Raw genomic sequence first — 26,263 nt, 5'->3', positions numbered from 1 at the left:
TGGCCTGCTCGAACTAATGGGACAGGCTGACACTGACGAGGCTCACCCCCTCGAGCACTACGGCGGTTGGAAGGCAGTCCTCACGGACTTGGTCGCGGGCATCGACTTGAGCCCCGAGGTAGCCCGGGCGGCGCTGGGCAGCATTCTCAGCGAGCGTGCTACTGACGCCCAGCTGGCTGGTTTCATCATTGCCCTGGGCATGAAGGGCGGTTCGGTCCCCGAGCTCACGGGCCTCGTGGATGCCATGCACGATGCGGCTGTTCCGCTGAAGGCTCCCGATGGCGCCATCGACATCGTGGGCAGCGGCGGGGCGCCGGTCCGGCAGCGGCACGCGCTCAGCGTGTCCACCATGGCGGCTTTCGTGGCCGCTGCAGCCGGGGCCGTGATCTGCAAGCACGGATCCGTGGCAGCCACATCATCGTCAGGTTCGTTCGACACTCTCGGGGCGCTCGGCCTGGTGATCGACCTCGATGGACCAGACGTAGAACGTTGCATTTCGGACATCGGTTTGGGATTTGCTTTCGCGAAGAAGTTCCATCCGGCAATGCGATTTGCAGGACCCGTGCGCAGTGAGCTCGGCGTGCCGACGACGTTCAACTTTCTCGGGCCGCTGTCCAACCCGGCGCGCGTGAAACGGCAGGTGCTGGGCGTGAGCGATCCGGTCATGGCACCACGGGTCGCCGGCGTGCTCGCAGCCCGGGGCTCGGAGCGATCACTGGTCGTGCACGGCGCCGACCGGCTGGACGAGATCACTTTGACTGATCTCACGCGCATCTACGAAGTGCGCGATGGCGAGATCGTGAACGAGTACCAGTTCGATCCGACATCAATCGGGCTGGAGCGCGTCAATCGAGCGGAGCTGTGGGGCGGAGGCCCGCAACGGAATGCGGAGATCCTGCAAGCGATCGTCTCGGGGGACGAGACCGGGCCCCGAGCTCAGATCGTGGAGCTGAACGCCGGTGCCGGCTTGGTCGTCGCCGGGCTGGCAGAGAACTTTGCCGAAGGCTTCGAGATGGCACGTGACGCCGTGGCCGACGGACGTGCTGCGGCAAAGCTCGAGGCGGCCGTCAGGCTCACGAATGAGCTGGCCGCCAGCTCAGCCTCTTGACGTGGTTGTCGGACTCTCCTTGCCATTCGGCGTCGGTGACATCATCCGCTTGGCAAGCACCTCCGATGACCGCCGTGCCTCACTGGTCGGCACGACCGGCACGGTTGTTGGGGTTCGCCCGGGGGATCGGCGAGTGATGGCGATCGTGGCCTTCGATGAGGGACCGGCGGAGACGGTCCTGGTGTACGGAATCGACAAAGCTGAGGTTGTCGAGCGCTATCGGCACGGTGTTTGAGCCTCAGGTTCGGCTGGTGAGTCGGCGTAGGAGGCCTTTGCGGCGTTCGTTCTCGTGCACTGGGATCTCGACCGTTGCCAGAGCGGCAGCAAGGTCGGCTCCGCTTGCGAAGCGTTTTTCGGGGGCCTTGGCCATAGCAGTCAGGATGATCTCGGAAAGCTCGGTGGACACGCCCCGCTCGGCGGGGTCTGGCGGCGGCGTGCGGACATGTGCGTGCAGCAGGTCGTTTCGTTCGCCGTAGAACGGCGCTGCGCCCACGGCGAGCACGTACAGCGTCGACCCCAATCCGTAGATGTCGGTGCGAGCGTCCACCGGCTGCGCCAGTGCCTGTTCGGGCGACAGGTACATGGGTGACCCGTAGACGCGACCCGGCGGAGACGGGGGCCCATCGAGGTCGTGCGCCAAGCCGAAGTCGAAGAGCACCGCCCGATCGCCGCCGTCGGGTTGAGCATCGAGCATGATGTTCGACGGCTTGACGTCGCGATGAACGATCCGGTGCTCGTGGACGTGGTCGAGCGCTGCGCAGATCTGCTGGACAATGGCGATGCTCTCGGCAAGGCTCGGCGGGTGGCGGCTGCCGCACCGGTCGGCCAAGGTCTCGCCCTCCACGATCTCCATCTCCATGAAGTGGGCGCCGCCGATGACGCCGGCCCCGTGGACGGCGAGGACGTTCGGATGGCCCAGCCGCGCCATGAGCTCGTATTCCTGCTCGAAGAGCGAGCGGATCTCCGCCCGTGCCTCGGCGAACGGTGTCAGCACCTTGAGCCCGACTTCGTCGCCCCTCAGCGTCGTTGCCCGGTAGCAGTGCGCCACAGTGCCGCGGCCTAACACCCCGGTGATCTTGTACGGGCCGTATTGGCGGCCAACCCAGACGTCAATTTGGTCTTCGTACATTGCACCGGCCGCGGCTCGAGCGCCGCTTCCAGCATAAAACGACGCAGAGGCTGAGCCGAATGGCGAAGCCGGGGCCCGAGCGGCCCGTGAGCCCAATGGCATGAGCATGGGGAACAAGAGCGGGAAGCAAGACGTGACGCAATGGAACGTCGCGCCAATCGGCGACGGCACACTTGGACAATGACTACGGGCGCGAACCGGTTGCTGCTCGAGCAGATCCAGCGCGCTGCCACGAGCGCAGGCCTCGATGCGGTCGGCGTGACGAACACAGCGCCGTTCACACAGGCGCGGCAAGCGATCGAAGAGCGAAAGGCCGCTGGCCTGCACGCCGGCATGTGGTTCACCTACGGGCGGCCCGAGCGCTCGACGACTCCCGCGAACATCCTGACCGGCGCTCGCAGCATCGTGGTGTGCGCCCGCAACTACGAACCGCCGAATCCCCACACGCCTGAGGGGCCAGCGACCGCCGCTGGCGGCAGCGGGACCGTGGCGGCATATGTGGCGAGCGATGCCTACGGGGCGTTGCGGTCAGGCCTCGAGCAAATCTGCGAGGTCCTGCAACGCAACGGCTTCGAGGCCGTTGCCGTCTGTGATGACAACCGCTTGGTCGATCGAGCCGCTGCAGCCCGCGCCGGACTGGGATGGCTGGGTCACAACACCATGCTGCTGTCGCGAGAGCTTGGCTCGTGGACAGTGCTGGGTTCGGTGGTCACCACTGCCGAGCTGCCGCCCTCAGACGAGGACCTGTCGGATGGCTGTGGCACCTGCCGTCACTGCCAGACGGCCTGCCCGACGGGCGCGCTGGACACAGCGAGTGTGCTCGACGCAAACCGATGCTTGGCGTGGCTGGTCCAGGCGCCTGGCATCTTCCCGCCTGAATACCGCATCGCCCTTGGCGATCGTCTCTACGGCTGCGACGACTGCCAGAACGTCTGCCCCTTCAACGACACCGCAGTTCCTCCGGCGCGCGGTCAGCGCGTCGAACTCAGCCTGCGCAGCGACGGTGCTGCCCGTGGTGGTTCTGTTGATGTCGCCGAATTGCTCAGGATGACCGACGACGACCTTATGGCCGCATTCGGGCACTGGTACATCCCCAGGCGGCGTTCCGAGTACCTCCGACGCAATGCCCTCGTTGTGCTCGGCAACGTGGGCGATCCTGGTTCGCCCGCTGTCGAGGAGATACTGCGCAAGTCGCTCTCGTCAGCGTCGGACGTGGTCGCAGCGCATGCGGTGTGGGCGGCGCGCCGGCTGGGGCGGGACGAGCTGGTCGCCGAGGCGCGATCCGCTGGGCTCGGAAATCACGACCCGGACGGTCTGGTGGCGGCCGAACTCGCCAGACCGGTGCCTCGGAGACAAATAGCGGGCTGATGCGCCGTCACCTCTTGGTCACCAACGATTTCCCGCCGAAGGTCGGCGGCATCCAGAGCTACCTCTGGGAGCTATGGCGCCGCCTGCCGCCTGAGGCCACCACGGTGCTCACTACGCCGCACAGCGGCGCCGCCGCGTTTGATGCCGCTCAACCCATGCGGATTGTGAGAACCCGGGATCGTGTGCTGCTGCCGCATCCGGGCTTGGCCAAACGGATCCGAGGCCTGGCCAACGAGGTCGGCGCCGAGATCGTGCTGCTCGATCCGGCCTTGCCACTCGGGGCGCTGGGCCCATGGCTTGGCGTTCCCTACGGCGTGGTGCTCCATGGCGCGGAGGTGACGGTGCCGGCACGATTGCCCGGGCTGTCTGCTGTGCTGTCACGGGTGCTTCGAGATGCGTCGCTGGTGATCTCAGCCGGCGGGTACGCGGCTGGGGAGGCGGAACGATGCGCATCTCGTGAGTTGCCCGTCACCGAGGTGCCGCCTGGGGTTGATACCGACCGGTTTGTGCCTCTCGCAACCGAGGCCCGGCTGCGTGCCCGCCACAAGTTCGGCCTGGATCCCGGACCGCTGGTTGTCTGTCTGAGCAGGTTGGTCCCGCGTAAGGGTTTCGATGCAGTCATCGAGGCCGTATCGCGTCTGAGGTCGAAACATCCCGGATTGCAGTTGGCGATTGCAGGTGCCGGGCGCGACCGGCGGCGGCTGGAGCGGGTTGCGGGGCGCCTCGGCGTCCCGGTCGTCTTTTCGGGCCGCATCAGCGATGGCGACGTGCCCCTGTTCATTGCCATGGGCGACGTCTTCGCAGCGCCGTGCCGCAGCAGGTGGGCGGGACTTGAGCAGGAGGGCTTCGGCATCGTGTTCGTCGAGGCCGCCGCATGCGGCGTTCCTGCGGTCGCCGGTCGATCAGGCGGCAGCCATGAAGCGGTAGCCCACGGCCGGACCGGGCTGGTGGTGGAACGGCCCGCGGACCCAGGCGAAGTCGCGACCGCCATCGATGACCTGTTGTCCTCAGAGCGCGGACGGGCAGCTATGGGAGCTGCGGCGCGCCGAGAGTCGGAACTGCGGTTCTCCTACGACGGGCTGGCAACCAGGCTCGAGGCCGCCCTGTCCTGAGTGGCACATCCCGGCAGCGCGAACTGCGGATGTCAGAACCGTGAAGATGCTGCGAATATGAGCCACTGCCGGCTGTGATCCTGAGACAATGGAAACAATCAGGACACCGGACCCAGCACACAGGACACAGAACGCAACGATGATCGACGAGATGACGATGACCACGGTCGTGACCGCGTCGCCTGAGGACTGCTACGCGCTCATCTCCGATATCGAGCGGTATCCCGAATGGGCAACCGACGTCTCTTCGGCGACGGTGATCGAGAGCGATCCGGACGGGCGAACGGCGCAGGCATCGTTCCGCGTGGAGGCACTCGGAAGGTCTGCGAGGTACACCCTTGCCTACGACCATGGCGGGGCACCCCACCGCCTCTCGTGGAAGCTCGTCGACGGTGATGTCGTCAAGCAGCTCGACGGCAGGTACGAGTTCAACCCGGCGACAGAGCCTGGCCGCACCGAGGTGCTCTACCAGCTCGCCTTGGAACTGGCAGTGCCGCTTCCCGGTTTCGTCAAGCGCCGCGCGGAACGACGCATCGCTCACATCGCCCTGGCCGACTTCGCGGCGCGTCTCGAGTCGGGTCCCGCGAGCTAGGGCCCCGAGGGTCGCTGCCAGCGCCATGGAATTCCGCCGGATCGGTGGCCTGCCGCCGTATGTATTCACCATCATCGACGCGCTGAAGATCGAGCGTCGCCGCGCTGGTGCCGACGTCATCGACCTGGGCTTCGGCAATCCTGACCTGCCGTCGCCCGAGCGTGCCGTGAAGAAGCTGGCGGAGGCTGCTCTCAACGCCCGCAACCACCGGTATTCGGCCAGCCGGGGCATCCCGAAGCTGCGTGCGGCGGTCGGAGACCTGTACCGGCGCAAATGGAACGTCGAGCTCGATCCCGATACCGAGATCATCAACACGATCGGCGCGAAGGAGGGCTTCTCGCACTTGATGTGGACCTTGCTGGCGCCCGGCGACGCCTGCTTGGTGCCGGCGCCGTCGTATCCGATCCATATCTTCGGCCCGCTCTTCACGGGCGCCAGCGTGCGAGAGGTGCCGCTCGACACCGGCGACACCTTCTTCGAGCGCTTGGTGGAGCGTTTCGAGTACTCCTGGCCGCGGCCGCGAGTGATCGTGCTGTCATTCCCGCACAACCCCACGACCGCCTGCGTGGATCTGGAGTTCATGCAGCGCATCGTGGATTTCGCGCGTGAACGCGAGGTACTGCTCGTTCACGATTTTGCCTACGCGGATCTGGGTTTCGACGGCTACGAACCGCCGTCGATCCTGCAGGCCGAGGGTGCGAAGGACGTAGCCGTCGAGTTCTACAGCCTCACGAAATCGTTCTCGATGGCGGGCTGGCGGGTTGCGTTCTGCCTGGGCAACGCCCAGGTGATAGCGGCACTCGCCAAGCTCAAGAGCTATCTCGACTACGGCACGTTCCAGCCGATTCAGATCGCGGCGACGGTGGTCATGAACGAGGATCAGGACTATCCCAACGAGATACGCGACACCTACCGCAACCGGCGCGACGTTCTGGTGCGCGGGCTGAGCCGCATCGGCTGGGACCTCGCGCCGCCGAAGGGCACCATGTTCGCCTGGGCCGAGATCCCCGAGCCTTACCGGCATATGGGATCGGTCGACTTCTGCAAGCTGCTCGTGAACGAAGCGAACGTGGCGCTGTCGCCAGGGGTCGGGTTCGGCCCGGGCGGCGAAGGCCACGTGCGATTCGCGCTGGTCGAGAACGAGCATCGGATCCGCCAGGCCATCAGCCAGCTCCGCGGTGCTCTCGACCAACTGACACAACCCGACTGAGGGCTACTCGCTGCCTTCGTCCGGCGACCAGCGCAGCGTCCGTTCGAGTGCTCGTCGCCAGAGCCCATGAAGCCGATCGGAGTCGGCCTGATCGCCTGAGGGCTCGAAACGCCGGTCCAGCCGCCACACCGACGCTGCCTCGACCGGCGAGGTCCACACGCCTCCCGCTAGCCCGGCCAGCATCGCCGCACCCAGGGCGGTGGTCTCGGTCACGATCGGCCGGCTCACCGGCGCGCCCAGCTGGTCGGCCTGGATGCTGCACAGCAGGTTGTTCACCGCAGCTCCGCCGTCGATCCTGAGCTCGGCGATCTCGCGCCCGGCGGCGGCACTCATCGTCTGGACGACGTCGCGGGTCTGCAGTGCCATGGACTCGATCGTGGCTCGAGCGATGTGTGCCGGCGTGGACGCGAACGTCAGACCCATGATCGCCCCGCGGGCTGTTGGATCCCACCACGGGCTGCCGAGGCCGGCGAATGCCGGCACTACGACCACACCAGCGCTGTCGGGCACGCTTCTCGCCAGCTCCTCGATCGCTGCGGCGTCGGTGGCACCGTGCAGGATGTCGGTGAGCCAACTCACGGCGGAGCCCGTTGCGAAGATCGACCCTTCGAGCGCGAACGTCGGTCCGGACCCCAGATCCCAGGCCACGGTTGTGAGCAGCCCGTCGACCGGTTCGGGACACTCGCCTCCGACGTTCATCAAGACGAACGAACCTGTTCCGTAGGTGTTCTTGGCCATCCCGACGTCGTGACAGCCCTGTCCGAACAGCGCAGCCTGTTGGTCTCCTGCGACACCGCTGACGGCGATGCCCGGTCCCAACGCCGTGGTGTCCGCAGTGAGGCAGAACTGCCCGGCTGACGGGCGTATCTCCGCTAGCGCCTGCATCGGCACAGAGAGCAGGTCGCACATCGGCTCCGACCAATCGCCCTCGTTGATGTCATAGAGCAACGTGCGCGAGGCATTCGTCGGGTCGGTGACGAACTCGGTGCCGCCGCTGAGCTTCCACATCAGCCAGCTGTCGACGGTCCCCAGAGCCAGAGCTGCACTTGCCGAAACACCGCCATCACGCAAGAGCCACTCAGCCTTGGTGCCGCTGAAATAGGGGCTGAGCACGAGGCCGGTCCGTTGCCGCACTTCTGGCAGGTGACCGGCGGCCTGCAGCTCCTCGCAGCGCGACGCCGTGCGTACGTCCTGCCAGACGAGAGCCCGTGCAAGCGGCTGCGATGAGCGACGATCCCACGCCACGACGGTCTCGCGCTGGTTGGTGATGCCGATCGCTGCCACTGTGGGCATCTGCCCGTCTTCGAGCGCACGGAGGCTGGAGCAGAGTTCGTCGAGGGTGGCTACCGTGGCATCCCAGATCTCGTTCGGGTCGTGCTCCACCAGGCCGGGGCTCGGATAGTGCTGGGGGAACGGCCGGTAGGCGTACGCCACCTCGCCGCCGGTCTCGTCCACCGCCATCGAGCGCACACCGGTGGTACCGGCATCGATTGCTATCACCAGCGCCATGGCGCCTCCCGCGTCATGATGACTTCGCTTTCCAGTGGCCCGAAGTAGGGTCGCCCATTGTGAGGATTCTCGTGGTGGGGGCCGGCGAGGTCGGAAGCTACATCGCCGGACGCCTCAGCCGTGAGGGCAACGACGTCATCGTCATCGACCAGCACTCGCGGCGTCTCGACGCGCTGGCCTCCGAGGTCGACCTGCTCACCGTGAACGGGAGCGGCACCAACCCCAGCGTGCTGGCAGAAGCCGGCCTCGAACGCGCTGAGGTCGTAGTGGCCGTCACCGATTCCGACGAGGTCAACCTGCTCGTGTGCATGCAGGCGAAGCAGGCAGGCGTGCCAGCGACCGTCGCACGGCTGCAGGACGGCGACTTGCGCGGCGCGCCGGGTCGCAGCCTGCGAAACGCAATCGGCGTCGACCTGGTGCTCGACCCCGATGAGCAGACCGCCGACGCCATCATGGACTTGCTCGTGTACCACGGCGTGTCCGACATCAACGAGCTCGCGAACGGCGAAGTGCTGGTGGTGGGCGCACGCCTGGCGGAAGATGCCCCGCTGGTCGGCAAGACCATGGCCGAGATCGGCGCGTACTACGAGCCGGAATGGGACTTCATCTTCGGCGCACTGTCGCGCGACGGCGAGGTCACCGTCATGCGCCGCGAAACCACGCTGCAGCCGCACGACTTGCTCAGAGTGGTGTGCCGGCGCCAGGGGCGACGTGAGCTCATGGAGATCATGGGGCTGAGCCGCTCAGACGTGCGCCGCGTCATGATCCTGGGCGGGGGGCGCACGGCCGGCGTGCTGGCCGGTCGGCTGCTCGAGCGTCACATTGAAGTCGTCATCATCGAGCAGCACCACGAACGCTGTCTCGAGCTGAGCGAACGCCACGCCGGCGCACTCGTGCTGCATGGCGACATCACCGATATCGACGTGCTCGCGCGCGAGGGCGTCGGCACCTTCGACGCTGTGGTGGCCGTGACCGGAGAAGACGATGCCAACGTCCTGGCCTGCCTGTATGCCAAGTCTGAAGGGGCTACCGAGACCATCGCCGTCGTGCATCGCCTGTCCTTGCTGCCGTTGCTGGAGCAGGTGGGCATCGACGCGGCGCTGTCACCCCGCACGGCCAGCGCCAACATGGTCCTGCGGATGGTGCGGGGAGACGTCACTGCCGTGGCGACCTTCCTCGAAGGCGACGTCGAAGTACTCGAATTCGAAGTGGGTGCGGGTTCAAGCGCCGACGGCTCGTTCGTGCGCGAACTTCACCTTCCTGGCCAGATGCTGCTCGCAGCGATCGTGCGGGACGGCAAGGCCCGCATTGCCCGGGGCCGGAGCGAGCTGAGGGCGCGGGACCACGTGGTCGCCTTTGTGACGCCTGACTGCGTGGACGAGGTCAAGCAGGCCTTTCGGTGACACCCCGTCCGGCACGCCGGGCTCGGGAGCGCGAGAGGCTTCGCCGTTTGGTGGTGCGAGCGGTGCGAGGCGCCGACGGCCTGCTGCACAGGTGGGCACGCGGACCGTACGAGTCGACACTTGCCATCACGGCTTTGGTAGTGCTGGCCGCAGCCTCGCCGGTGTTTGCGATGTGCGCGGTATTCGACTGGCTGTTCGGGGGACGGGTTGCTGCGAGCGGCGAGTCCGGCACAGATGCCGTCCCGCTGCTGCTTGCCGGCGCTGCCGTCGCGGTGTTCGCCCTGGGACTGTTGCGCCTGTGCCGGTTCGAGCGGCGCATCACCGAGCGCCAGACCTTGACGGCACTGGTGCTCGGATCATCTGCAGCGGTGGCCGCCGTTGCCGTTGCGCATCTCGCGACCGGCGCAGTGGAGCCCGGTGCGTTGGCAACCGCATTTGCCGAAGCAGCGGCGACGGTCACCGGCACCAACAGCACCACCATTGCAGGATCCGACCTCGGCGGCGGGATGCTGGCACTGCGAGCAGTGGGGCAGTGGCTGGGCGGGGCAGCATTCATCGTGGTGCTCGTCCGCGTGCTGCCCCATCTCGGCGTCGGCGGCTTGGACACGGACGGCGGAGTGGCGACCCGGTCGGCTCGCAGGCTGGCTCCCCGCAGCGCCGGCACGATGGGTCGCCTCCTGCTGCTGTACGGCGCGCTCACGGTGTTGGTTGCGATCGGATTTGCACTCGCCGGCATGCCGCTGCTGCAGAGCGGGCTGCATGCGCTGACCACGGCCTCGACAGGCGGCTTCTCCACGCAGGCGGCCTCCCTAGGCGCGTTCGACTCGGCAGCCATCGAATGGGTGGCGATCTTCGGCATGGCGGCTGGAGGTGTGAGCCTGCCGCTCATGTTCCTGGCGATCCGGCGCCGTGACCCGGCCCGGTTCATTCGCAGCTACGAATTCCGGCTGTACATCACGCTGATCATCTTCGCCACGGTGGCGGTGGCGCTGTTGCCACGCGACGGCGTCGGCTGGACGCACATCTTCGGCGGCGAACACATCCGTGAGTCGTTGTTTGCGGTGGTGTCGGTGATCTCGACCACCGGCTTCCAGACCACATCGCTCGTTGAGCTGTCGATCGGCAGCCAGGCGGTCCTGATGGTCCTCATGCTGATCGGCGGCATGAGCGCGTCGATGGCCGGCGGATTCAAGGTGGTGCGACTGCTGACACTGGCGTCTTTCATCGGACGGGAACTGCGTCGAGCCATCTACCCGTCGCTCACCGAACGGCTGCGCCTGGGCCGTTCGACCATCTCCGAAACGACGATCGGCCGCATCACCGGCGAGCTGCTGCTGGCAGCGCTGCTGATCATCCCTGCCTCCATCGTTCTGGGCGCCAGCGGGCTGAACATCGTCGATGCGCTGACCTACGCCGTGTCCACGCTGTCGAACGTCGGGCCTGCGATGGCCGCCGCGGACTCGACCGGGCACCTGGCCGTCGAGGGATCGACCGGCCACCTCGACGCGGTCAACTGGCTGGGTCGCATCACGGCCGGGCTGCTCATGATGTGCGGGCGCATGTCGGTGACCGCCGCGGCTGTGGCGCTGAGCGTCGCTGCCTATCCGGCGGTGGCTGCAGTTCGACATGGGCAGTGGCGTCGGCGCAGGCCTCACGGAGTGAGAGTGCGATGAGCGGGCTGGGGCAACGACGCTTCGAATCCACCCCCGTGCACATCAGTGGGGTGGCACTGATGTTCGTGGGGATCGGTATGGCGCTCTCCGCCGTGGTCGCGCTCATCGACGGCGGCGGAGGTGCGCTCGCGCTGGGAACTTCGGCAGCAATCACCGCAGGCGTGGGCAGCGCCATGAACCGCAGCACTACGGCGTCGGATCGGGCAGATTCCCCGCTGGCGTTTGCCTCGGTGGCATGGGCATGGCTGGCAGTCTCGATAGCCGGCACGATGCCGTACCTGTTCAGCGGCGTGATCGGATGGGGCGAGGCCGACAACGCGCTGTTCGAGTCCATTTCCGGATTCACCTGCACCGGCGCCACGATCCTGGCTGACATCGACGGGGTTCCCCACGGCGTCCTCTTCTTCCGCAGCCTGACTCAATGGTTCGGCGGCATGGGCTTGATCGTGCTTGCAGTGAGCGTGCTGCCCGCACTGAAGGTGGGCGGCTTGGAACTGATCGCCAACGAGGCACCCGGCCCGACAGCTGATCGCTTCACGCCGCGGATCGCCGCCACGGCCCGCCGGCTGTGGATGCTGTACGGGGCGTTCACGCTGGCGGTGGCGCTCGCCCTGCTGGCAGCGGGAACCAGCCTGTTCGACGCGGTAACGCATGCATTCACCACCGTGGCAACCGGAGGCTTCTCGACGCACTCGGCATCGATTGCCTTCTTCGACTCGGTGGCTGTCGAGTTGGTGCTCATCGTCGGCATGATCACCTGCGGCGCGAGCTTCTCGATCCATTGGCACGTGATCACGCGCACCAAGTCACAGCGCCGGAGCTATTCGGAGTTGCGCTGGTATCTAGCGCTCATCGGCGGTGCCGCCATTGCCCTGCTGGTGCTGAATTCAGGCAAGCTCAGTCTCGGCGACAACCTCCGGGAGGCGGCGTTCTACGCAGCCTCGCTGGGGTCGAATACTGGCTACGGCCTCACTGATTATGCGCACGAGCAATTCTGGACACCCTCGGCGCAACTGGTGCTGCTGGCCCTGTTCGTGATCGGCGGCATGACAGGCTCGACCGCGGGCGGCATCAAAGTGCTGCGGCTGCAAATCGTGGCCCGCTACGCGATCCGGGAGGTCATCCGCGCTCGCCACCGCAGGGCTGTGCTGCCGATGCGCCTTGGCGACACCACCGTGGCCGAGGACGTCGCGGCCCGGGCTCTGGGCTTTGTGCTGCTGTATCTGGGCCTTGCTCTGGCGGGCGGCGTACTGATGACTGCCCTGGGCAACGATCTCGAGACGGGATTCTCCGGTGCCGTTTCCGCCATCGGCACGGTGGGCCCCGCGCTGGGCGAGGCCGGGCCGACCAGTTCAGCGCTTGCGTTCGAACGTGCATCGCGGCCGGTGATGATGGTGCTCATGCTGTTCGGCCGGCTCGAGGTGTTCCCCACGATGCTGATGTTCGTGGCAGCGGTGCGTGTCGGCACCCGCTCGCGCTACCAGCGACTGACGGCCACACGCGGACCCCGCCGGCTCACACGCCGACCGGTTCGTTAGGAAACTGAGCGCAGCGGGGTCAGCGGCATCAGCTCGCTGAAGTCGTCAACCCGCAGCACGCGGGGCAGTTCACCTGGCCGCACTTGCGCAATCGTGCCGGCGCCGTCGGGAAGCGATTGTGCCACCCCGTCGAGAAAGAACAACACGCCCTGGCTGTCACGTGCGAGCGCCGAGGCGGTGAGCACGAGCTGCGCCACTGCGCGTACTCGCTGCGCTCCCTCTACTTCGAAGAAGACCTCGTTGAGGTGGATCGACACGACGTTGTTGCGCAGGAGTTGCACGTCCACGACTTCGGTGCCAGCCGGGATCGCTGATTCCAGGCCGTTCTCGGCTTCGGTCGGTGTCGGACCAGCCAACAGGTTGTTGAGCGGAGCATCGAGGAAGACAGGCGCAGCGAGGGGCCGCTGTAGCTCCACGAGCAATCCGTCACGCAGGAAATAGACAGCGTGCAAGGACGTCGTGGGCGTGTCGGGTTCCGCACCGACCACCGGTTCGTTCCGGTCGGGAAACACGCCTGCCGGCACTTCGATGTGAGTGGGAGCTTCATCGGTGGGCAGACCGCACGCAGCGGCCGCGAGCGCGCACATCATCGGCGCGCAGACGCGCCTCAGCACGGGCCTCCTGGGCATGCGCCTGCTCCGCTTGCAACGGGGCCGTCTCACCGGTGCCCCGCAATGGGAAGCTCGACCACGAAGCGGGCGCCGCGCTCGCCGTCAGGTCGTGACTCGACACGCACTGAGCCGCCGTGACGCCGGGTGTGCTCGTACACCAGGGCCAGACCGAGACCGGCACCAGTGCCCGCGCCTCGCTTGCGCGCCGCGGTGCCGCGTGTAAAGCGCTCAAAAACCAGATCACGCTCGGAGGGCGTGACGCCCGGCCCGTCGTCCTCGACGGCGACACGCACCAGGTTGCCGGGCCGTGAAATCCCCACCCGGGTGACACCGCCTCCGTGCTTTTCGGCATTGCGGAGCAGGTTGTCAAAGACCTGTGCGAGCCCTCGCTTGTCGCCGATCACCACAGCATCCGTGGCAGCAGCGCTGATGTTCATCTCTACATCGGGCCCGAGTGTGCCGACGCGATGCTGGACCAGCTCTGTGATGTTGACGAGACCGCGCTCGAAGACCGATCCGTCGGCGTCGGGTCGGGAGATCTCCAAGAGGTCCTGCACGAGCTGCTGGAATCTGTCGACTTCGGCTGCGAGCAGGTCCAGTGCCGTTGCTCCTTGAGCGGACAGCTCATCGCGGTGGCCGTTCAGATAGTCGATCGAACTTCGCAGGGTCTGCAGCGGCGATCGCAGCTCATGGCTCACATCGGACGCGAATCTCGCGTCGCGTGCAATGCGGCGCTCCATGGCGTCGGCCATGTCGTTGAACGACTCGACGATCACGGCGAGGTCAGGATCGTCGCTGCGTTCAACTCGCGTGTCGAATCGACCGTGCGCGATCGAGTTCGCAGCGTCGGACACGGTTGCGAGCGGCCGCAGCAGTCGCCCGCCGGCCCAGGCCCCGACGGCAACACCGATCAGCACCGTCAGGGCCGCTCCGACACCCAGAATCAGGCGCAAGCTGGCAAGCGTGGCCTCGATCTCGGAGAGGGGGACGACCTCGAAGTAGAGCGTCTCGCTGAGCTGCGATACCGCAGCCGGGCGCAGCCGCAAACCCAACGCGAGCTGGGGGACACCGTCGAGCCGGTACCGCATCGCGTGGGCCTGATCGGATCGCTCGACTGCCTCCACGAGCTCATCAGGAAGGTCGCTGGGCACGAGGGACGGCGACCGCCAGATGTCGGGCCCGGTTCGGACAATGGAACGGCTGCCGCTGAGGCTCGGGAGCGATTCGAGCAGCACCGCGAAGTCAGGACTCTCTGCGCGCAGCGAGCCCTGCACCTGGGTGGCGTTTGCGAAGAACTGAGCCTCAGAGGAGTCTTGGCGCAGACCCAGCATTGAGCCTCGGGAGAGGCTGTAGGTCATCACCACGAGCAGGAACGCCGCCAGCAACGCTCCCAGAGTGAACGCACCGACGACGCGAGCGCGAAGCGGCAACCGGCGCAGGGGCCGCGGCCAGCGCAGCCTCATGTCACGTCCTCAAGGGGCACGCGGATTGGCAGGTCTTCCGTCGTGGCGGCCATTGCTTCCCGCTCTTGTTCCCCGTCTTCATTCGATACGGGCTCACGGGCCACGGCTTCGCCATTCGGCTCAGCCTCTGAGCTTGTAACCCAGGCCGCGAGCTGTTGCGACGTAGCGCGGGCTGGCTGGATCGTCCTCGATCTTGAGGCGCAGCCGGCGGACATGCACATCCACCAGCCGACCGTCGCCGAAGTAGTCGTAGCCCCAGACTCGTTCGAGCAGCTGCTCGCGACTCATCACCTTGCCGGGATTGTCGGACAGTTCGCAGAGCAGCCGGAACTCCGTCTTGGTCAGGTGCAACTCGTCGCCGCTCTTCGTCACGACGCCCTCGTCGGGGTAGATATCGAGGTCGCCGACGGTTCGTGGCAGACCACTGCCGTCCACGGTCCGGCTGCGCCGCAGCAGGGCCCTGATGCGCGCCGACAACTCCTTCGGGGCGAAGGGCTTGGTGAGGTAGTCGTCGGCTCCGGCCTCGAGTCCTGCAACGACATCGTGGGTGTCGTCGCGAGCGGTCACCATGATGATCGGCACATGGCTGATCCGCCTGATGGAGCGGCACAGCTCGAACCCGTCGAGACCGGGCAGCATGATGTCGACGAGCACGACATCGGTGCTCTCGGGTGTGAATCGCTCGAGGGCCTCCTCGCACGACTCGGCCTCGCTGACCTGCCAGCCTTCGTCCTCCAGTGCGAGGCGCAGCGCTGTGCGGATCCGTTCGTCGTCTTCGACTGCGAGGACGTTGGTGGTCAACGCCGTGCTCCTTTCTTGCGGAGCTGTACCGAGGCTTGGTCGGCCCACTCGCTCATGGAGCGCAGCACGAGGGCCGCGAGCGCAGCCACCCCAGCAGCGGCGGCGAGGGCGCCGATCGCCGTTCCGCCCAGCGCCGGGCCGACGCATCCCCCGCTGCACTGCAGAGCACTCGTCGCATAGCCCGCGAGGCCGCCGCAGACAGCCGCAACGACAATCGCACCGAAGGCCAAGGCCCTGGCCAGCACCGACGGCAGCGCGGTAGGCGCCGCAGTGAGCCCAATGCCGTCGCCGCCGTCGTGCATGCTCACCTGCGCCATGGTACGGCCAGGCGTCGGGTGCGTCGTCAATCGCCTGTCCTTCCCGCTCATGTTCCCTGTCTCCATTCGATACGGGCTCACGGGCCGCTCGGGCCACGGCTTCGCCATTGGGCTCAGCCTCCTGCGTGGCAGACTGCGCCAATGCCGCCTGACGTGCATCGATGGGCTGTCGCCGGCGGCATCCTCGCGCATGGTGATGCCGTGCTCATGGTCAACAACCGGCGGCGCAACGGCAGCACCGACTGGAGCACGCCGGGCGGTGTGGTCGATCCGGGCGAGACGGTGCTCGGAGCATTGACGCGTGAGGTAGCCGAAGAAACTGGCCTGCAGGTATCGGCCTGGGACGGCCCGCTGTACATCGTTGAGGCAGATGGAAGCGGCGGACCCGGCTGGTTCCTGACAGTGGAGGTTCACGAAGCCCAGCACTGGAGCGGCGATCTGGATGTCGCCGATCCCGACGGCATCGTCTTCGATGCCCAGTGGGTACGCGTCGGCGAACTCGAAGATCTGCTCACCGGCCAGTACGCATGGATGGCTGAGCCGTTGCTGATGTACCTCGCAGGCAGTGCTCCGCGAGGCCATGTGTTCCGGTACACGGTGACCGGGGACCATCGCGACGGATTGGTGGTGACGCCGGCCACCTCATGAGCCAGCCACAGCGTCGACCGCCCGGCGAGCTGCCGATCCTTCATGTCGACATGGACGCGTTCTACGTGGAAGTCGAACGCATGCGCGATCCATCGCTGATCGGGCGTCCCGTGATTGTCGGGGGATCCGGCAGGAGAGGTGTTGTTGCATCCGCGAGCTACGAAGCGCGGGCAGCAGGCGTGCACGCAGCCATGCCGACCGCGCAGGCACGCCGCCTCTGCCCGTCCGCAGTCGTCGTCACCTCCGACTTCTCCGGCTACATCGAAGCCTCATCGGCGATCGCGGAGGTCTTCGAGTCGGTCACCCCCCACGTGGAGCCCATTGCGCTGGATGAGGCCTTCCTGGATGTCTCCGGTGCCCACCGGTTGTTTGGTTCATCGTCGGAGATCGCCTGGCACTTGCGCAACGCCGTACGGGAAGCGGTGGCCCTGGAATGTTCTGTCGGCGTTGCGTCGAACAAGACGCTGGCAAAGCTCGCGTCGGTCGCGGCCAAGCCGGCCGTGCACCCTGATGGACCCCGGCCGGGGCTCGGCGTCTGTGTGGTCAGTGTTGCGGATGAATTGGATTTCCTTCAGGCTCATCGTGTGGAGGCGCTGTGGGGGGTCGGCCCCGTGACGCTCCGCCGGCTGAATGAGATCAACGTCTCTACCGTGGGCGACCTGGCGGCTGTGCCGCTGGAGCGGCTGGTTTCGACTGTCGGTGCCGCGCACGGAGCGCATCTCGCAGCGCTGGCGCGGGGAATCGACGACCGGCCGGTCCATCGGGGCGGACTCCCGCGTTCGGTGAGCCACGAGCAGACGTTCGAGACCGATCTGACCGGTGCCGATCGCGTCCGCAGCGAAGCGGTGCGCCTCGCGGACGCCGTCGCATCACGCCTGCGCGCCAACGGGCTGTCGGGGCGGACCGTGACCGTAAAGGTCAAGCATCCCGACTTCTCGTTGCGGACGCGAGCACACACGCTCCCCGAGCCGATCCAGACCGGACATGCGCTTGCCCACGTTGCGCAGGAGCTAATTGGCTCGCTGGATCTTCACGGCGGAATCCGCTTGCTGGGAGTTGCCGTATCGAACCTGGAAGAAACGGCGTCTGCAGAAACGGAGTCTGCGACAAGGTCAGCCGACGAGCGCGAGGCGGCCCCGGCGCAGCCTCATCAGATGGCACTCGACTTGAACCTTCCGCCCGATGCCCAGACTGAGTGCGGCGACGAGACAATTCGGGGACCGACGGGCGACACCGAGCTCGATCTCCGGCTGGCAGTTGCCCTTGATGCCATCCGAAACCGTTTCGGCCGCACTGTGATCGCCCATGGCTCAGCAGCTCTGCGTGACGGCACGCCAGGCGAGCGTCGCTGGGGCCGCTGAACACATTCCCTGGGGGTGCGTGGAAGTAGGGCCAAGCGCGGTCCTACACTGGCAGCAACATCGGCAATACAGCATTTGGAGCCTGTGCGTGCCGCTTTCGGAAGACGAACAACGCATCCTGCTCGAGATCGAGAAGGACTTCTACGACACCGATCCCGAGTTCGCGCGGGAGGTGTCGGAAACCACGCTGACTCGCCACGCGCTGCGCAACATCCGCTGGGCAGTGCTCGGAGGCATCTTGGGGCTGGTCGGCATCGGCTTGGGTCTGCAGGTGCACTTCGCGCTGTCGTTCGTCGCCTTCCTGGTGGTGTTTGCCAGCGCAGTGGTGATTGAGCGCAACGTGCGCAAGATGGGCAGGCTGGGACTCGAGAAAGTCTCGGATTCGATCGCCAAGCGGTCGCGGCCCTCCAATCCGGATTCCTTCGGCGACCGCATGCGGCGCCGCTTCCGCAACGACCCCAGCTAAACCCTGCCGTTGACGGCTGCTCGGTGCCGGCGGCGCGAACGGGGCCCTGCTGTCAGCGCGGAAGGTCGGCATGCAGTCCCGATGCGATCCCAGCGGCTGCGTGCAGATCGGATGCGCGCTTCGAGATGCTGTGCGTCCAGCCTGGCCTCGGCGACCGTCTGCGGAGGCGGGGGCTCAGCCGCGTACGCCGCCTCCTGAGCGGCAGTCGCCAACGAGCGCAGCTCGCCCGAATCGATGCGCAGCCGGCGATCGACGCGATCGGCGAATTCGGCGTGCGTCTCGACCGCACGCCGGTCGATGCCGAGGTTGAAGAGCGTCTCAGCTACGTCATCCCATGCGGCACCGATTGCGGCGCGTGCATTGTGACGGGCGCGGCGATGGTGCAGCGCCCGGCGAACTCGCACGGCCGACGGCACGATGATGAGCCAGCCGATTCCGACTGCCAGCACCGCATAGAACGGAACGACGAGCCACTCCGACCAGCTTCCTGTCGGCGCCTGCGAGCCCTCGAAGTCGAGGACGTCAACGAAGCCTTCGAGATCGCCTGACAGGCCTTCCAGATCTTCGAGGCCCAGTTCGCCGATGAACCCCGAGCCCGCTTCGCCGGCCGCCTCAGGATCGCCTGGCACCACTTGCTGGGGCGCCACACCGGTATAGACGACAGCTCCGGGGGCACCCCGCCCCGGGGTTGGCTCGAAGTACACCCAGCGTCCTGCAATCCAGACCTCGGGCCACGCGTGATAGTGCTCGCCCCTGACCACGTAGACGCCGTCGATCAGTTCGCCGGGCGTGAAACCGACCGCGACGCGCGACGGCAAGCCGATGGCCCGGGCCATCGCGGCATAGGTACCAGCGAATTGCTCGCAATAGCCGCGCCGTTCTTCGAACAGGAACTGTTCCATGCGTTCGGTGTCGTGCCCGCTGGGCACTCTCAAGGCGTAGACGAAGTTCTCGAGAAAGAAGTTCTGCAGCGCCAGGGCCTTCGCGTACGGGCCGGAAGCGTCGGCTGTGATGTCTGCAGCGAGGCCACTCACGCGCCGGTTGAAGCCGTCTGGCAAGGCCAAGTACTTCTCGGCGATGTCCGCGGGCACGTCTCCGCTGGCGGCCACGAGCCCTGCGATCGAGGGAACGTCGACGCTCGAGCTGACCGTGTAGGTCATGCCCGATTCCAACTCGCTGCTGTGCTCGGTGACTAGGGTGCCCGTCTCCGGGTCGTACAGTGCCTCGGGGCCGTCGTAGGCGACCGGTTCGTATGCGGCCGGCAGCCAGATGCTGTCGAGCGCCCCGATCGTGAACTGCTGAGTGAGCAACTCGTCGCTGGTTCGCCCGTCCAAGTGCCGGGACGCATCCCCGTAGAGCTGCTCGGATCCCCAGAAGGTCCCGTCGAAACGGCTGAGGCCCGAAACCCGCCAGTACGCAGGCGCATCTGCCTCAACCCGGAACAACTCGGCACCCGAGGTGCCCACCAGGCGGCCTTGGGCATTGACCAGAGGGCTGATCGTCACCCTCGACGCAGGGGCGCTGCCATCGAGGTCCTTCCAGGAGACGATCGCCGGAGCGTCGCTGCCTGGCAGCAAGGGCACCAGCAGCGCAGCAACGAGCGCGGCGGGGATGCCCAAGCGCAGTGCCGTGCGCATGGGCACGGTTGCACGCCGCCGTTCGGACGCGCCCACCGATGTCCGGTCCCCGGTGTGCTGGATGCCGTGTGCGGCCACGAACGCTGCCGCACCGACGACCATCGCGGCGGCACTGCGGACTCGCCATGCATCGGTGCCCAATGCCCCCACGAAGGCGAGCACGCAGAAGGCGGGAAGCAACCCTTGGCCTACCGAGCGCGCACGCAGTGCCAGTGCATCGGCGGCAAAGGCCGCGAGCCAGATGACGGCACCGCCGACCAGCAGGAAGCCTGCGGTGGCCGGCGTCGGCGCTTCTACGATGCCGAAGGCGTCCCAGGCAGCGGCCACGTCGGCTGCCGCTTGCCGCAGCGTCTCGGCGGTGGGCAGCAAGCGCAGCCAGAGCGTGTTGGAGTACAGGGCCAGTCCCTCGACGATGATCAGCATTACCGCTGATGCCGTCGCAGCTGCCGCAAGGGGCCAGCGCTGCCGACGTGTGACCGCAGCCGAGGCGTGGCCGCCCAACGCCATGATGAGCCACAGCGGCGCATAATCCCAAGCGTCGAACAGGCGGCGAGCGGTGAGAACCGAGAGCAGCGTGAGCAACCAGAGCGAGACCTCCACCTGCCACAGGCTGCGCCCTCTCATGTGCGCACCGCGTTCGCCTGGGACGACGTCTGCGCAGCGGCCCACTTGGGTCCCAGCTCGGCGAGCGTGCTGATGTCGACAACTCCCGGGCCGCCCGCCGGCAGGGGATCACCGGGTCTGCACACCCGGATGACGGTCATGGACGAAGTGCGCGACCCCGCCGCCGAGATTGCTTCTGCATCTCGCGCCGCATCGAATGCGGTGCCCCCAAGCACCACGACCACTGCGCCGACGGCCGTCGCCGCGGCTGCCGCAAGCGTGCTGCGCAGCGATCCCTGCGCCGATGTGGAGACGTCGGCGAGATGATCGAACAGCTGCGCCAAGCCTTCCCCCGAGGTCACGAAGCCGGTGTCTGCGCCCGCCACCGTCAGCAGTCGCAGCGGGTCATGCCGGGTGGCGCTGGCGAGCACGACGCTCGCGGCAGCAGATACAGCCAGCTCGAAGTGCCCGTCGGCGAGCGGTTCAGCGTTAAAAGCGGTGCTGCGAGTGTCAAGCACCACCGTGACCCGGCTCCGGCGGGGCACTTCGTCTTCGCGCACCATGGGACGGCCGAGACGCGCTGTCGAGGGCCAATGGATGCGGCGGACATCGTCGCCGGCGGTGTAGTCGCGCAGGGCGTAGAAATCCTCGCCGATGCGCTGCAAGGTGTGAACGTCCGCTGCAAGTCCCAACGGTTCAGGCCCGCGAGCCAGGCGAGGCGGCACCAGCGTCTGCGTTGCCGGATAGACGACCAGCATCGTCCGCGGGCCTTCGCCGATGGAGGTGCGGGCCAAGCCGAGCGGATCGACGACATCGACCTCCGCTGGTCCGATCTCCAAGCGGCCCCGGCGTTGAGTCGGCAGGAGGTACGACGTGCTCAGACGCTCGGCGGCGAGCAGCGGGCCGACCCCCAAGCGTGCGCCGAGCGTGCCGGTCACCGGATCGGTGAGCTGGAGCACGGGGGCGTGGCCGCCCAAGTTGGTGAGGACGAGTTGCACTCGTGCCTTGCCACCGGCATGGACGCGCGCAGGCTGGACCGAACGCTGGATCCTGAGGCGGATCCGGCGCGTCCGGGTCCACACCACCGACCCCGAGATCAGTGCGATCCCCGCCAATGCGAGCACCAAGAGCTCGCCCATGCCGAACAGCCGACCGGCTCCGGCAGCGGCTGCTGCGCCGATCCCGACGGACCAGCCCCGCCGCGTCAGCACTCGGCTCAGCCCCTTAGCCGGCGGCGGTGGGGACAGCGACAGCGTCGAAGACGTCGCGCAGGGCTGTCTGGGCGGTCAAGCCCTGCAGTTGCGCATCGGCGCTCAAGCGGATCCTGTGACCGAGCACTGGTTCAGCGACGGCCTTCACATCGTCGGGCACCACGTAGTTGCGGCCGGCGGCGAGTGCGCGCGCTTGTGCCACTCGCTGCAGGTCGAGCGTGGCTCGCGGGCTGATGCCCAGCGTGATCGTGCCGCGCTGTCGAGAAGCATCGGCGACGGCGACGATGTAGCGGCGCAGCACGGGAGCTACGTGGACTTCGGTGACGGTACGGGCCATCGCCAACACCTCGCTGGCAGTGGCAACCGGCTCAAGCGTGATCTCCGTGGTGCCGTCGTGGAGATCGAGCACCTCGACGGCAGAATCCGCATCCGGGTAGCCGATGCTCACGCGCATCAGGAACCGGTCGAGCTGAGACTCGGGCAACGGGTAGGTGCCCTCGTGCTCGATCGGATTCTGTGTGGCGATCACCATGAACGGCTGACCGAGCGGCCGTGTCGTGCGGTCGGTCGTGACCTGGCGTTCCTGCATTGCTTCGAGCAGTGCCGCCTGCGTCTTTGGCGACGCCCGGTTGATCTCGTCGACCAGCACGATGCTGGAGAAGAGCGCTCCGGGACGGAATTCGAATGTGCGCTCGCGCTCATCCCAGACATTGACGCCGATGACGTCCGATGGCAGCACGTCCGGGGTGAATTGGATACGGCCGAACGGTGCGTCAATCGAGGCTGCGAGCGATTTGGCGAGGCTGGTCTTGCCGACCCCCGGCACGTCTTCGATCAGCAGGTGTCCATCGCACAGCAAGCACAGCAGCGAGAGCCCAACCGCGTCGGGCTTGCCTCGAATGACCCGCTCCACGTTCGCAGTGATGCGCTCGAACGTCTGCCGGAATGTCTCGGCATCGGCCACGTGCGTTTGCGGGGGAGTGTGATTGCGCACGGTGTCTGGCTTTCGGGGCTAGAAGATTCCGTGTAGCTGGCATCTCGGCCGGGACTCGGAGAACGCTGTGAGGCTACTCAGCATCACTTCACCGTCGTCCCCGCTGCGTCACCGATTGCTTCCCGCTCTTGTTCCCCATACTCATGCGATTGGGCTCACGGGCCGCTCGGGCCACGGCTTCGCACTGCACTTTCCGCTCTTGTTCGCATGCTCATGTGATTGGGCTCACGGGCCGCTGAGGCCCGGTGCTCAGCCTCTAGGGTGGCCCGGTGCGCAGTTCACGGACTCCACGCGGCCCCCGCATCGGGGCAGCGCTCGCGGCCGTGGCAATGCGCCCGCGGCTGTGGCTCACCGCTGGGCGAGCCATGCTGCGGCTGATCCCATCGCGCTGGTGGATTCGCCCGCCGTTCCTGCCAGTGCCTCACCGCGACTATGTGCGATTCCGGCTGTTGACCGCCGTCGGTTCTGACAGCCGTGCGGCCGCCGAACCCACTGATCTGATCCAATGGCTGGAATGGTGCCGACACTGGCCTGCCGCCACTGCGGTGCACCCATCGCATGAAGCCCGTGATCCTGAGCCGGCGCCGCTGAGGCCGTGACATGACTTCCGTTCGAACGGTCGCGTACGCGCCCCATGCAGTCGCCGATGCCGTCAACGGGAATGGTGCGGCCAACGGCCATGCGGTCATTCGTGATGGGAAGGTCTCGCGGCCCCGCGGCGTGCTGTCGGAACGGACACTGGTGCTCAATGTCACCTACCAGCCCCTGTCGATCACGACCGTGCGGCGCGCCCTGCTGCTGGTGCTGGCGGGCAAGGCCGATGTCGTTCACACCAGGCCCGGCAGCATTCGCTCGCCTCGCTTGACGATGTCTGTGCCCTCAGTCGTGCGGTTGACGTATCACGCACGAGCGCCCTACCGGAGGCGTGCCCCGCTCCACCGGCGGGCCGTGTTCGCGCGCGATGCTTACCGCTGCCAGTACTGCGGGAACCGGGCCGAATGCATCGACCATGTCCACCCGCGCAGCCGCGGTGGGGAACACACGTGGGAGAACGTGGTGGCCTGCTGCCGGGCTTGCAACGTGGGCAAGGGAGACTCGTTGCTGTCAGAGGGCCGGTACAGGCTGCGCCAGACTCCCTATGCCCCCGAGCCTCTGGCCGTCGTGGCGGCAATGCGCAGCGATACTCCCACCGAGTGGACCGACTACCTCAGCGATCTACGGCCTCAGCTCGTCTGAACCGCGCGGTGCGAAGGAGCAGACGGCTGTCTGCCATCGTGTGCCTGTGGCCGCGTGGGTACGCGAAGAATGGCACGCAAGCGCTGAACTGCTGCACGCACGCCCGATGCCGCGCGACGGCCGACGCCGCATCTCGTGGTTGCGCCCGGTCGCACCTGCACTGATCCTGGGTTCTGCAAGCGCCGACCCCTTCGGCGGCATACGGACTGATCTCGTCCGGCGGCGCAGCGGTGGGGGCCTGGTGTGGCTGGATCCTGAGACAAGCGCGTGGGTGGATGTGTTCGTGCCCGCTGGTGATCCGCTCTGGCATGCAGATATCAGCAAGGCCTTTCACTGGCTGGGTCGCACACTCGCCACGGCTTTCGCCGATGTCGGCATACCAGCCAGCGTGCATCCCGGCCCATATGAAGCGGGGCCGTCCGACGGTCTGGTGTGTTTTGCGTCGCTCGGCCCAGGTGAGGTGCTGGTGAACGGCCGGAAGCTCATCGGCATCTCCCAGCGCCGCTCCCGTGAAGGCAGCCGTTTCCAGTGCATTGCCTACAACCGCTTCGAGCTCGGCCCCCTCGAGACTGTCCTGGATTCCGCTGCCGCCACCCGCGTCCACAGCCGAGCAGTCGGCTGGGCCGACCTCGGCATCACAGCCTCATCCGACGAAATCGCCAAGCAAATGGTGAGTTTCATCGCCGCACACGACGCTGACTAGCGCCAGCCAAGCGTCCCGCGGGACAGAGCAGCGGGTGCGCGCAACACATCGGGGGTGGACAGGGTGGGTGTTTTCCCCATAAAGTGGTGCAAAGTGGTGTGCAGGGGCAGAGATGCCCACGCAGGCCAGGTACCCATTCCGAAGCTGCGGAGGCCCTGCGGTGGAGAGTCTGTTCGTCGGTCAGCACGAGCACTCGCTCGATGCGAAGGGCCGCATCGTGCTCCCGGCGAGCTTCCGCAGCGCATTTGAGCCGTCCGGCTTCCTGATCAAGCACAGCGAGGGCTGCCTCGCACTGATGACGCCAGACCGATTCGGCGAGATCGCCGGCCAGATGTCGGAGCGGTCCCAATCTGGGGGTCCGCACGGGCGCGCAGCCAAGCGCTCATTCGGAGCTGGCGCTGCCCGGGTCTTGCCGGACAAGCAGGGCCGGATAGCGGTTCCCGAGGAGCTGCGCCGCTTTGCCGGCCTGCAGCGCGAGTGCATCGTGATCGGCGCGATCGATGAAGTCGAGATCTGGGACGCGGGGCGCTGGCACGAGATGAACGCCCAGGGCGAATCGCTCCTGGCGGCACCCGAGAGCGGCATCGAGGCAGCGGAGCAGGCGTGAGCGTGTCCACCGCTGCCCGTTCCTTCCACGAACCCGTCATGGTTGACGAGATCGCCGAAGTCTTCGCACCCGTCGCCGGCGGATTATTCGTCGACGCGACCTTGGGGGGAGGCGGTCACGCCGAGATGCTCCTGCGGCAGCATCCGGAGCGGCAGCTGCTCGGCATCGATCGCGATCCCGAGGCAATCGCAGCAGCACAGGAACGGCTCGCGGACTTCGGGGATCGAGTCACGCTGCGCTGCGAGCGGTTTGACCGCCTCGGCGAGCTGGTCGACGCGGCTGCTGGAGTCCCGCTCACCGGTGTTCTGTTCGACTTCGGCGTCAGCAGCCATCAACTGGATTCGGGTGAGCGCGGTTTCTCCCACCGCCACGACGCCCCGCTGGACATGCGCATGGACTCCCGCTCGGATCTCGATGCCGCATATGTCGTCAATACCTATGAGCTCGTTGAACTGCGAGATCTGTTGAGGCGCCACGCAGACGAGCGTTACGCCCAGCGCATCGCCGCAGCGATTGTGGCCGCCAGACCGCTGCACACCACCGGCCAACTGGCCGACGTCGTCAAGGCTGCCGTGCCGGCCGCAGCGCGGCGCGGCCGTCGCCATCCGGCGATGCGCACGTTCGCGGCGATCCGCATCGAAGTGAACGACGAACTGAACCTCATCGAACCCGCAATGCGAGCGGCGCTCGCGCGCCTGCAACCACGTGGGCGCCTCGCAACGCTCGCCTATCACTCAGGAGAAGACAGCATCGTGAAGATCATTCTGCGAGAAGCAGCCGACGGGGTGTGCGAATGCCCATCGACATTGCCGTGCATCTGCGGAGCGGCACCCACGGTTCGCCTGCTGCGTCGCAAGGTCACCCGGCCCAGCGCCGCTGAGATCGAGCGGAACTCGCGCGCCGCCAGTGCCGTGATGCGCGCTGCGGAGCGCCTCGAGCCTGCGCGTCGCTGATCTCGGCGGC

26 protein-coding genes are annotated in these 26,263 nt (G+C 66.9%); 17 read left to right on the top strand and 9 right to left on the bottom strand.

What is annotated here, in order from left to right; all coding sequences use genetic code 11:
* The first annotated feature begins 16 nt into the window (after positions 1 to 16).
* Positions 17 to 1,108: an anthranilate phosphoribosyltransferase gene (gene trpD / locus ACOQPE_RS13640; RefSeq protein WP_420609439.1), complete on the top strand. Its 1,092-nt coding sequence runs from the start codon at positions 17 to 19 to the stop codon at positions 1,106 to 1,108.
* A gap of 1 nt (position 1,109) precedes the next feature.
* Positions 1,110 to 1,343, top strand: coding sequence for a hypothetical protein (locus ACOQPE_RS13635; protein ID WP_420609438.1), 234 nt, complete (start codon positions 1,110 to 1,112; stop codon positions 1,341 to 1,343).
* Positions 1,344 to 1,346: 3 nt separating this feature from the next.
* Here the strand turns inward: ACOQPE_RS13635 and ACOQPE_RS13630 are convergent, their stop codons facing one another.
* Complete coding sequence (locus ACOQPE_RS13630) at positions 1,347 to 2,237, bottom strand: serine/threonine-protein kinase (protein ID WP_420609437.1); 891 nt, start codon at positions 2,235 to 2,237, stop codon at positions 1,347 to 1,349.
* 180 nt (positions 2,238 to 2,417) lie between these two features.
* Here ACOQPE_RS13630 and queG point away from each other — a divergent pair, with 180 nt between their 5' ends.
* The 4 genes from queG (at position 2,418) to ACOQPE_RS13610 (ending at position 6,519) form a co-directional block, all read left to right on the top strand.
* Entirely contained in the window at positions 2,418 to 3,605 is a 1,188-nt protein-coding gene (gene queG / locus ACOQPE_RS13625) for a tRNA epoxyqueuosine(34) reductase QueG (protein ID WP_420609436.1), read from the top strand.
* Positions 3,605 to 4,717 carry a glycosyltransferase family 4 protein gene (locus tag ACOQPE_RS13620; RefSeq protein ID WP_420609435.1) on the top strand — a complete coding sequence of 371 codons (1,113 nt, stop codon included), beginning with the start codon at positions 3,605 to 3,607 and terminating at the stop codon, positions 4,715 to 4,717. The genes queG and ACOQPE_RS13620 overlap by 1 nt, the downstream gene beginning before the upstream one ends.
* 139 nt (positions 4,718 to 4,856) lie before the next feature.
* Positions 4,857 to 5,309, top strand: a complete 453-nt coding sequence (locus ACOQPE_RS13615; RefSeq protein ID WP_420609434.1) for an SRPBCC family protein — start codon at positions 4,857 to 4,859, stop codon at positions 5,307 to 5,309.
* A gap of 25 nt (positions 5,310 to 5,334) precedes the next feature.
* Positions 5,335 to 6,519 carry an aminotransferase class I/II-fold pyridoxal phosphate-dependent enzyme gene (locus ACOQPE_RS13610; RefSeq protein WP_420609433.1) on the top strand — a complete coding sequence of 395 codons (1,185 nt, stop codon included), beginning with the start codon at positions 5,335 to 5,337 and terminating at the stop codon, positions 6,517 to 6,519.
* Positions 6,520 to 6,522: 3 nt separating this feature from the next.
* Here ACOQPE_RS13610 and ACOQPE_RS13605 read toward each other — a convergent pair whose 3' ends face one another.
* A complete protein-coding gene (locus tag ACOQPE_RS13605; protein WP_420609432.1) occupies positions 6,523 to 8,028 on the bottom strand; it encodes an FGGY family carbohydrate kinase in 1,506 nt (501 codons plus the stop codon).
* A 59-nt stretch (positions 8,029 to 8,087) separates the two neighbouring features.
* On the opposite strand from ACOQPE_RS13605, the gene trkA reads away from it, so the two are divergent.
* The 3 genes from trkA to ACOQPE_RS13590 are packed head-to-tail and all read left to right on the top strand — an operon-like array spanning position 8,088 to position 12,642.
* Complete coding sequence (gene trkA, locus ACOQPE_RS13600) at positions 8,088 to 9,431, top strand: Trk system potassium transporter TrkA (RefSeq protein ID WP_420609431.1); 1,344 nt, start codon at positions 8,088 to 8,090, stop codon at positions 9,429 to 9,431.
* Positions 9,428 to 11,104 (top strand): TrkH family potassium uptake protein, encoded by a 1,677-nt coding sequence (locus ACOQPE_RS13595; protein WP_420609430.1) that lies wholly within the window; start codon positions 9,428 to 9,430, stop codon positions 11,102 to 11,104. The genes trkA and ACOQPE_RS13595 overlap by 4 nt, the downstream gene beginning before the upstream one ends.
* A complete protein-coding gene (locus ACOQPE_RS13590; protein WP_420609429.1) occupies positions 11,101 to 12,642 on the top strand; it encodes a TrkH family potassium uptake protein in 1,542 nt (513 codons plus the stop codon). The genes ACOQPE_RS13595 and ACOQPE_RS13590 overlap by 4 nt, the downstream gene beginning before the upstream one ends.
* Here the strand turns inward: ACOQPE_RS13590 and ACOQPE_RS13585 are convergent.
* The 4 genes from ACOQPE_RS13585 to ACOQPE_RS13570 form a co-directional block, all read right to left on the bottom strand.
* Positions 12,639 to 13,256, bottom strand: coding sequence for a GerMN domain-containing protein (locus tag ACOQPE_RS13585; RefSeq protein WP_420609428.1), 618 nt, complete (start codon positions 13,254 to 13,256; stop codon positions 12,639 to 12,641). The genes ACOQPE_RS13590 and ACOQPE_RS13585 overlap by 4 nt on opposite strands.
* Positions 13,257 to 13,300: 44 nt before the next feature.
* On the bottom strand, positions 13,301 to 14,716 hold the full coding sequence (locus tag ACOQPE_RS13580) for a sensor histidine kinase (protein WP_420609427.1): 1,416 nt from the start codon (positions 14,714 to 14,716) through the stop codon (positions 13,301 to 13,303).
* Positions 14,717 to 14,836: 120 nt separating this feature from the next.
* Entirely contained in the window at positions 14,837 to 15,517 is a 681-nt protein-coding gene (locus tag ACOQPE_RS13575; RefSeq protein ID WP_420609426.1) for a response regulator, read from the bottom strand.
* Complete coding sequence (locus tag ACOQPE_RS13570) at positions 15,514 to 15,825, bottom strand: hypothetical protein (protein WP_420609425.1); 312 nt, start codon at positions 15,823 to 15,825, stop codon at positions 15,514 to 15,516. Before ACOQPE_RS13570 ends, ACOQPE_RS13575 begins: the two co-directional genes overlap by 4 nt.
* Positions 15,826 to 15,975: 150 nt before the next feature.
* Between ACOQPE_RS13570 and ACOQPE_RS13565 the strand changes: the two genes are divergently transcribed.
* The 3 genes from ACOQPE_RS13565 to ACOQPE_RS13555 all read left to right on the top strand — a co-directional run bounded on the left by ACOQPE_RS13565 (position 15,976) and on the right by ACOQPE_RS13555 (position 18,309).
* Positions 15,976 to 16,482 carry an NUDIX hydrolase gene (locus ACOQPE_RS13565; RefSeq protein ID WP_420609424.1) on the top strand — a complete coding sequence of 169 codons (507 nt, stop codon included), beginning with the start codon at positions 15,976 to 15,978 and terminating at the stop codon, positions 16,480 to 16,482.
* On the top strand, positions 16,479 to 17,843 hold the full coding sequence (gene dinB / locus ACOQPE_RS13560) for a DNA polymerase IV (protein WP_420609423.1): 1,365 nt from the start codon (positions 16,479 to 16,481) through the stop codon (positions 17,841 to 17,843). The genes ACOQPE_RS13565 and dinB overlap by 4 nt, the downstream gene beginning before the upstream one ends.
* An 88-nt stretch (positions 17,844 to 17,931) precedes the next feature.
* Positions 17,932 to 18,309, top strand: coding sequence for a DUF3040 domain-containing protein (locus ACOQPE_RS13555; protein WP_420609422.1), 378 nt, complete (start codon positions 17,932 to 17,934; stop codon positions 18,307 to 18,309).
* Here the strand turns inward: ACOQPE_RS13555 and ACOQPE_RS13550 are convergent.
* The 3 genes from ACOQPE_RS13550 to ACOQPE_RS13540 are packed head-to-tail and all read right to left on the bottom strand — an operon-like array spanning position 18,306 to position 22,754.
* Complete coding sequence (locus tag ACOQPE_RS13550; protein WP_420609421.1) at positions 18,306 to 20,546, bottom strand: transglutaminaseTgpA domain-containing protein; 2,241 nt, start codon at positions 20,544 to 20,546, stop codon at positions 18,306 to 18,308. The two genes, ACOQPE_RS13555 and ACOQPE_RS13550, sit on opposite strands and share 4 nt — an antisense overlap.
* 20 nt (positions 20,547 to 20,566) lie before the next feature.
* A complete protein-coding gene (locus ACOQPE_RS13545) occupies positions 20,567 to 21,760 on the bottom strand; it encodes a DUF58 domain-containing protein (RefSeq protein ID WP_420609420.1) in 1,194 nt (397 codons plus the stop codon).
* A 13-nt stretch (positions 21,761 to 21,773) separates the two neighbouring features.
* Positions 21,774 to 22,754, bottom strand: coding sequence for an AAA family ATPase (locus ACOQPE_RS13540; protein WP_420609419.1), 981 nt, complete (start codon positions 22,752 to 22,754; stop codon positions 21,774 to 21,776).
* Between the two features lie 269 nt (positions 22,755 to 23,023).
* On the opposite strand from ACOQPE_RS13540, the gene ACOQPE_RS13535 reads away from it, so the two are divergent.
* The 5 genes from ACOQPE_RS13535 to rsmH all read left to right on the top strand — a co-directional run bounded on the left by ACOQPE_RS13535 (position 23,024) and on the right by rsmH (position 26,253).
* A complete protein-coding gene (locus ACOQPE_RS13535; protein ID WP_420609418.1) occupies positions 23,024 to 23,353 on the top strand; it encodes a hypothetical protein in 330 nt (109 codons plus the stop codon).
* Position 23,354: 1 nt separating this feature from the next.
* On the top strand, positions 23,355 to 23,990 hold the full coding sequence (locus ACOQPE_RS13530) for an HNH endonuclease (RefSeq protein ID WP_420609417.1): 636 nt from the start codon (positions 23,355 to 23,357) through the stop codon (positions 23,988 to 23,990).
* A gap of 106 nt (positions 23,991 to 24,096) precedes the next feature.
* Positions 24,097 to 24,693 (top strand): lipoyl protein ligase domain-containing protein, encoded by a 597-nt coding sequence (locus tag ACOQPE_RS13525; protein ID WP_420609416.1) that lies wholly within the window; start codon positions 24,097 to 24,099, stop codon positions 24,691 to 24,693.
* A 160-nt stretch (positions 24,694 to 24,853) separates the two neighbouring features.
* On the top strand, positions 24,854 to 25,300 hold the full coding sequence (locus ACOQPE_RS13520) for a division/cell wall cluster transcriptional repressor MraZ (RefSeq protein WP_420609415.1): 447 nt from the start codon (positions 24,854 to 24,856) through the stop codon (positions 25,298 to 25,300).
* A 2-nt stretch (positions 25,301 to 25,302) separates the two neighbouring features.
* Positions 25,303 to 26,253 (top strand): 16S rRNA (cytosine(1402)-N(4))-methyltransferase RsmH, encoded by a 951-nt coding sequence (gene rsmH / locus ACOQPE_RS13515; protein ID WP_420609414.1) that lies wholly within the window; start codon positions 25,303 to 25,305, stop codon positions 26,251 to 26,253.
* Positions 26,254 to 26,263: the final 10 nt, after the last annotated feature.

Origin of the sequence: Candidatus Poriferisodalis sp. (genome assembly GCF_965219595.1) — a bacterium.
Taxonomy (GTDB): Bacteria; Actinomycetota; Acidimicrobiia; order Acidimicrobiales; family Poriferisodalaceae; genus Poriferisodalis.
The sequence above is the reverse complement of the archived record's forward strand: the minus strand, read 5'-3'. Positions and strand labels throughout refer to the sequence as shown.

What these genes read in the sequence shown, in the direction of transcription:
- ACOQPE_RS13620 (WP_420609435.1), top strand. Translation starts at nt 3,605, where the DNA reads ATGCGCCGTCACCTCTTGGTCACCAACGATTTCCCGCCGAAGGTCGGC.
- ACOQPE_RS13530 (WP_420609417.1), top strand. Translation starts at nt 23,355, where the DNA reads ATGACTTCCGTTCGAACGGTCGCGTACGCGCCCCATGCAGTCGCCGAT.
- ACOQPE_RS13610 (WP_420609433.1), top strand. Translation starts at nt 5,335, where the DNA reads ATGGAATTCCGCCGGATCGGTGGCCTGCCGCCGTATGTATTCACCATC.
- ACOQPE_RS13580 (WP_420609427.1), bottom strand. Translation starts at nt 14,716, where the DNA reads ATGAGGCTGCGCTGGCCGCGGCCCCTGCGCCGGTTGCCGCTTCGCGCT.
- dinB (WP_420609423.1), top strand. Translation starts at nt 16,479, where the DNA reads ATGAGCCAGCCACAGCGTCGACCGCCCGGCGAGCTGCCGATCCTTCAT.
- ACOQPE_RS13630 (WP_420609437.1), bottom strand. Translation starts at nt 2,237, where the DNA reads ATGTACGAAGACCAAATTGACGTCTGGGTTGGCCGCCAATACGGCCCG.
- ACOQPE_RS13565 (WP_420609424.1), top strand. Translation starts at nt 15,976, where the DNA reads ATGCCGCCTGACGTGCATCGATGGGCTGTCGCCGGCGGCATCCTCGCG.
- ACOQPE_RS13525 (WP_420609416.1), top strand. Translation starts at nt 24,097, where the DNA reads ATGCCGCGCGACGGCCGACGCCGCATCTCGTGGTTGCGCCCGGTCGCA.
- queG (WP_420609436.1), top strand. Translation starts at nt 2,418, where the DNA reads ATGACTACGGGCGCGAACCGGTTGCTGCTCGAGCAGATCCAGCGCGCT.
- ACOQPE_RS13590 (WP_420609429.1), top strand. Translation starts at nt 11,101, where the DNA reads ATGAGCGGGCTGGGGCAACGACGCTTCGAATCCACCCCCGTGCACATC.
- ACOQPE_RS13605 (WP_420609432.1), bottom strand. Translation starts at nt 8,028, where the DNA reads ATGGCGCTGGTGATAGCAATCGATGCCGGTACCACCGGTGTGCGCTCG.
- trpD (WP_420609439.1), top strand. Translation starts at nt 17, where the DNA reads ATGGGACAGGCTGACACTGACGAGGCTCACCCCCTCGAGCACTACGGC.
- ACOQPE_RS13615 (WP_420609434.1), top strand. Translation starts at nt 4,857, where the DNA reads ATGATCGACGAGATGACGATGACCACGGTCGTGACCGCGTCGCCTGAG.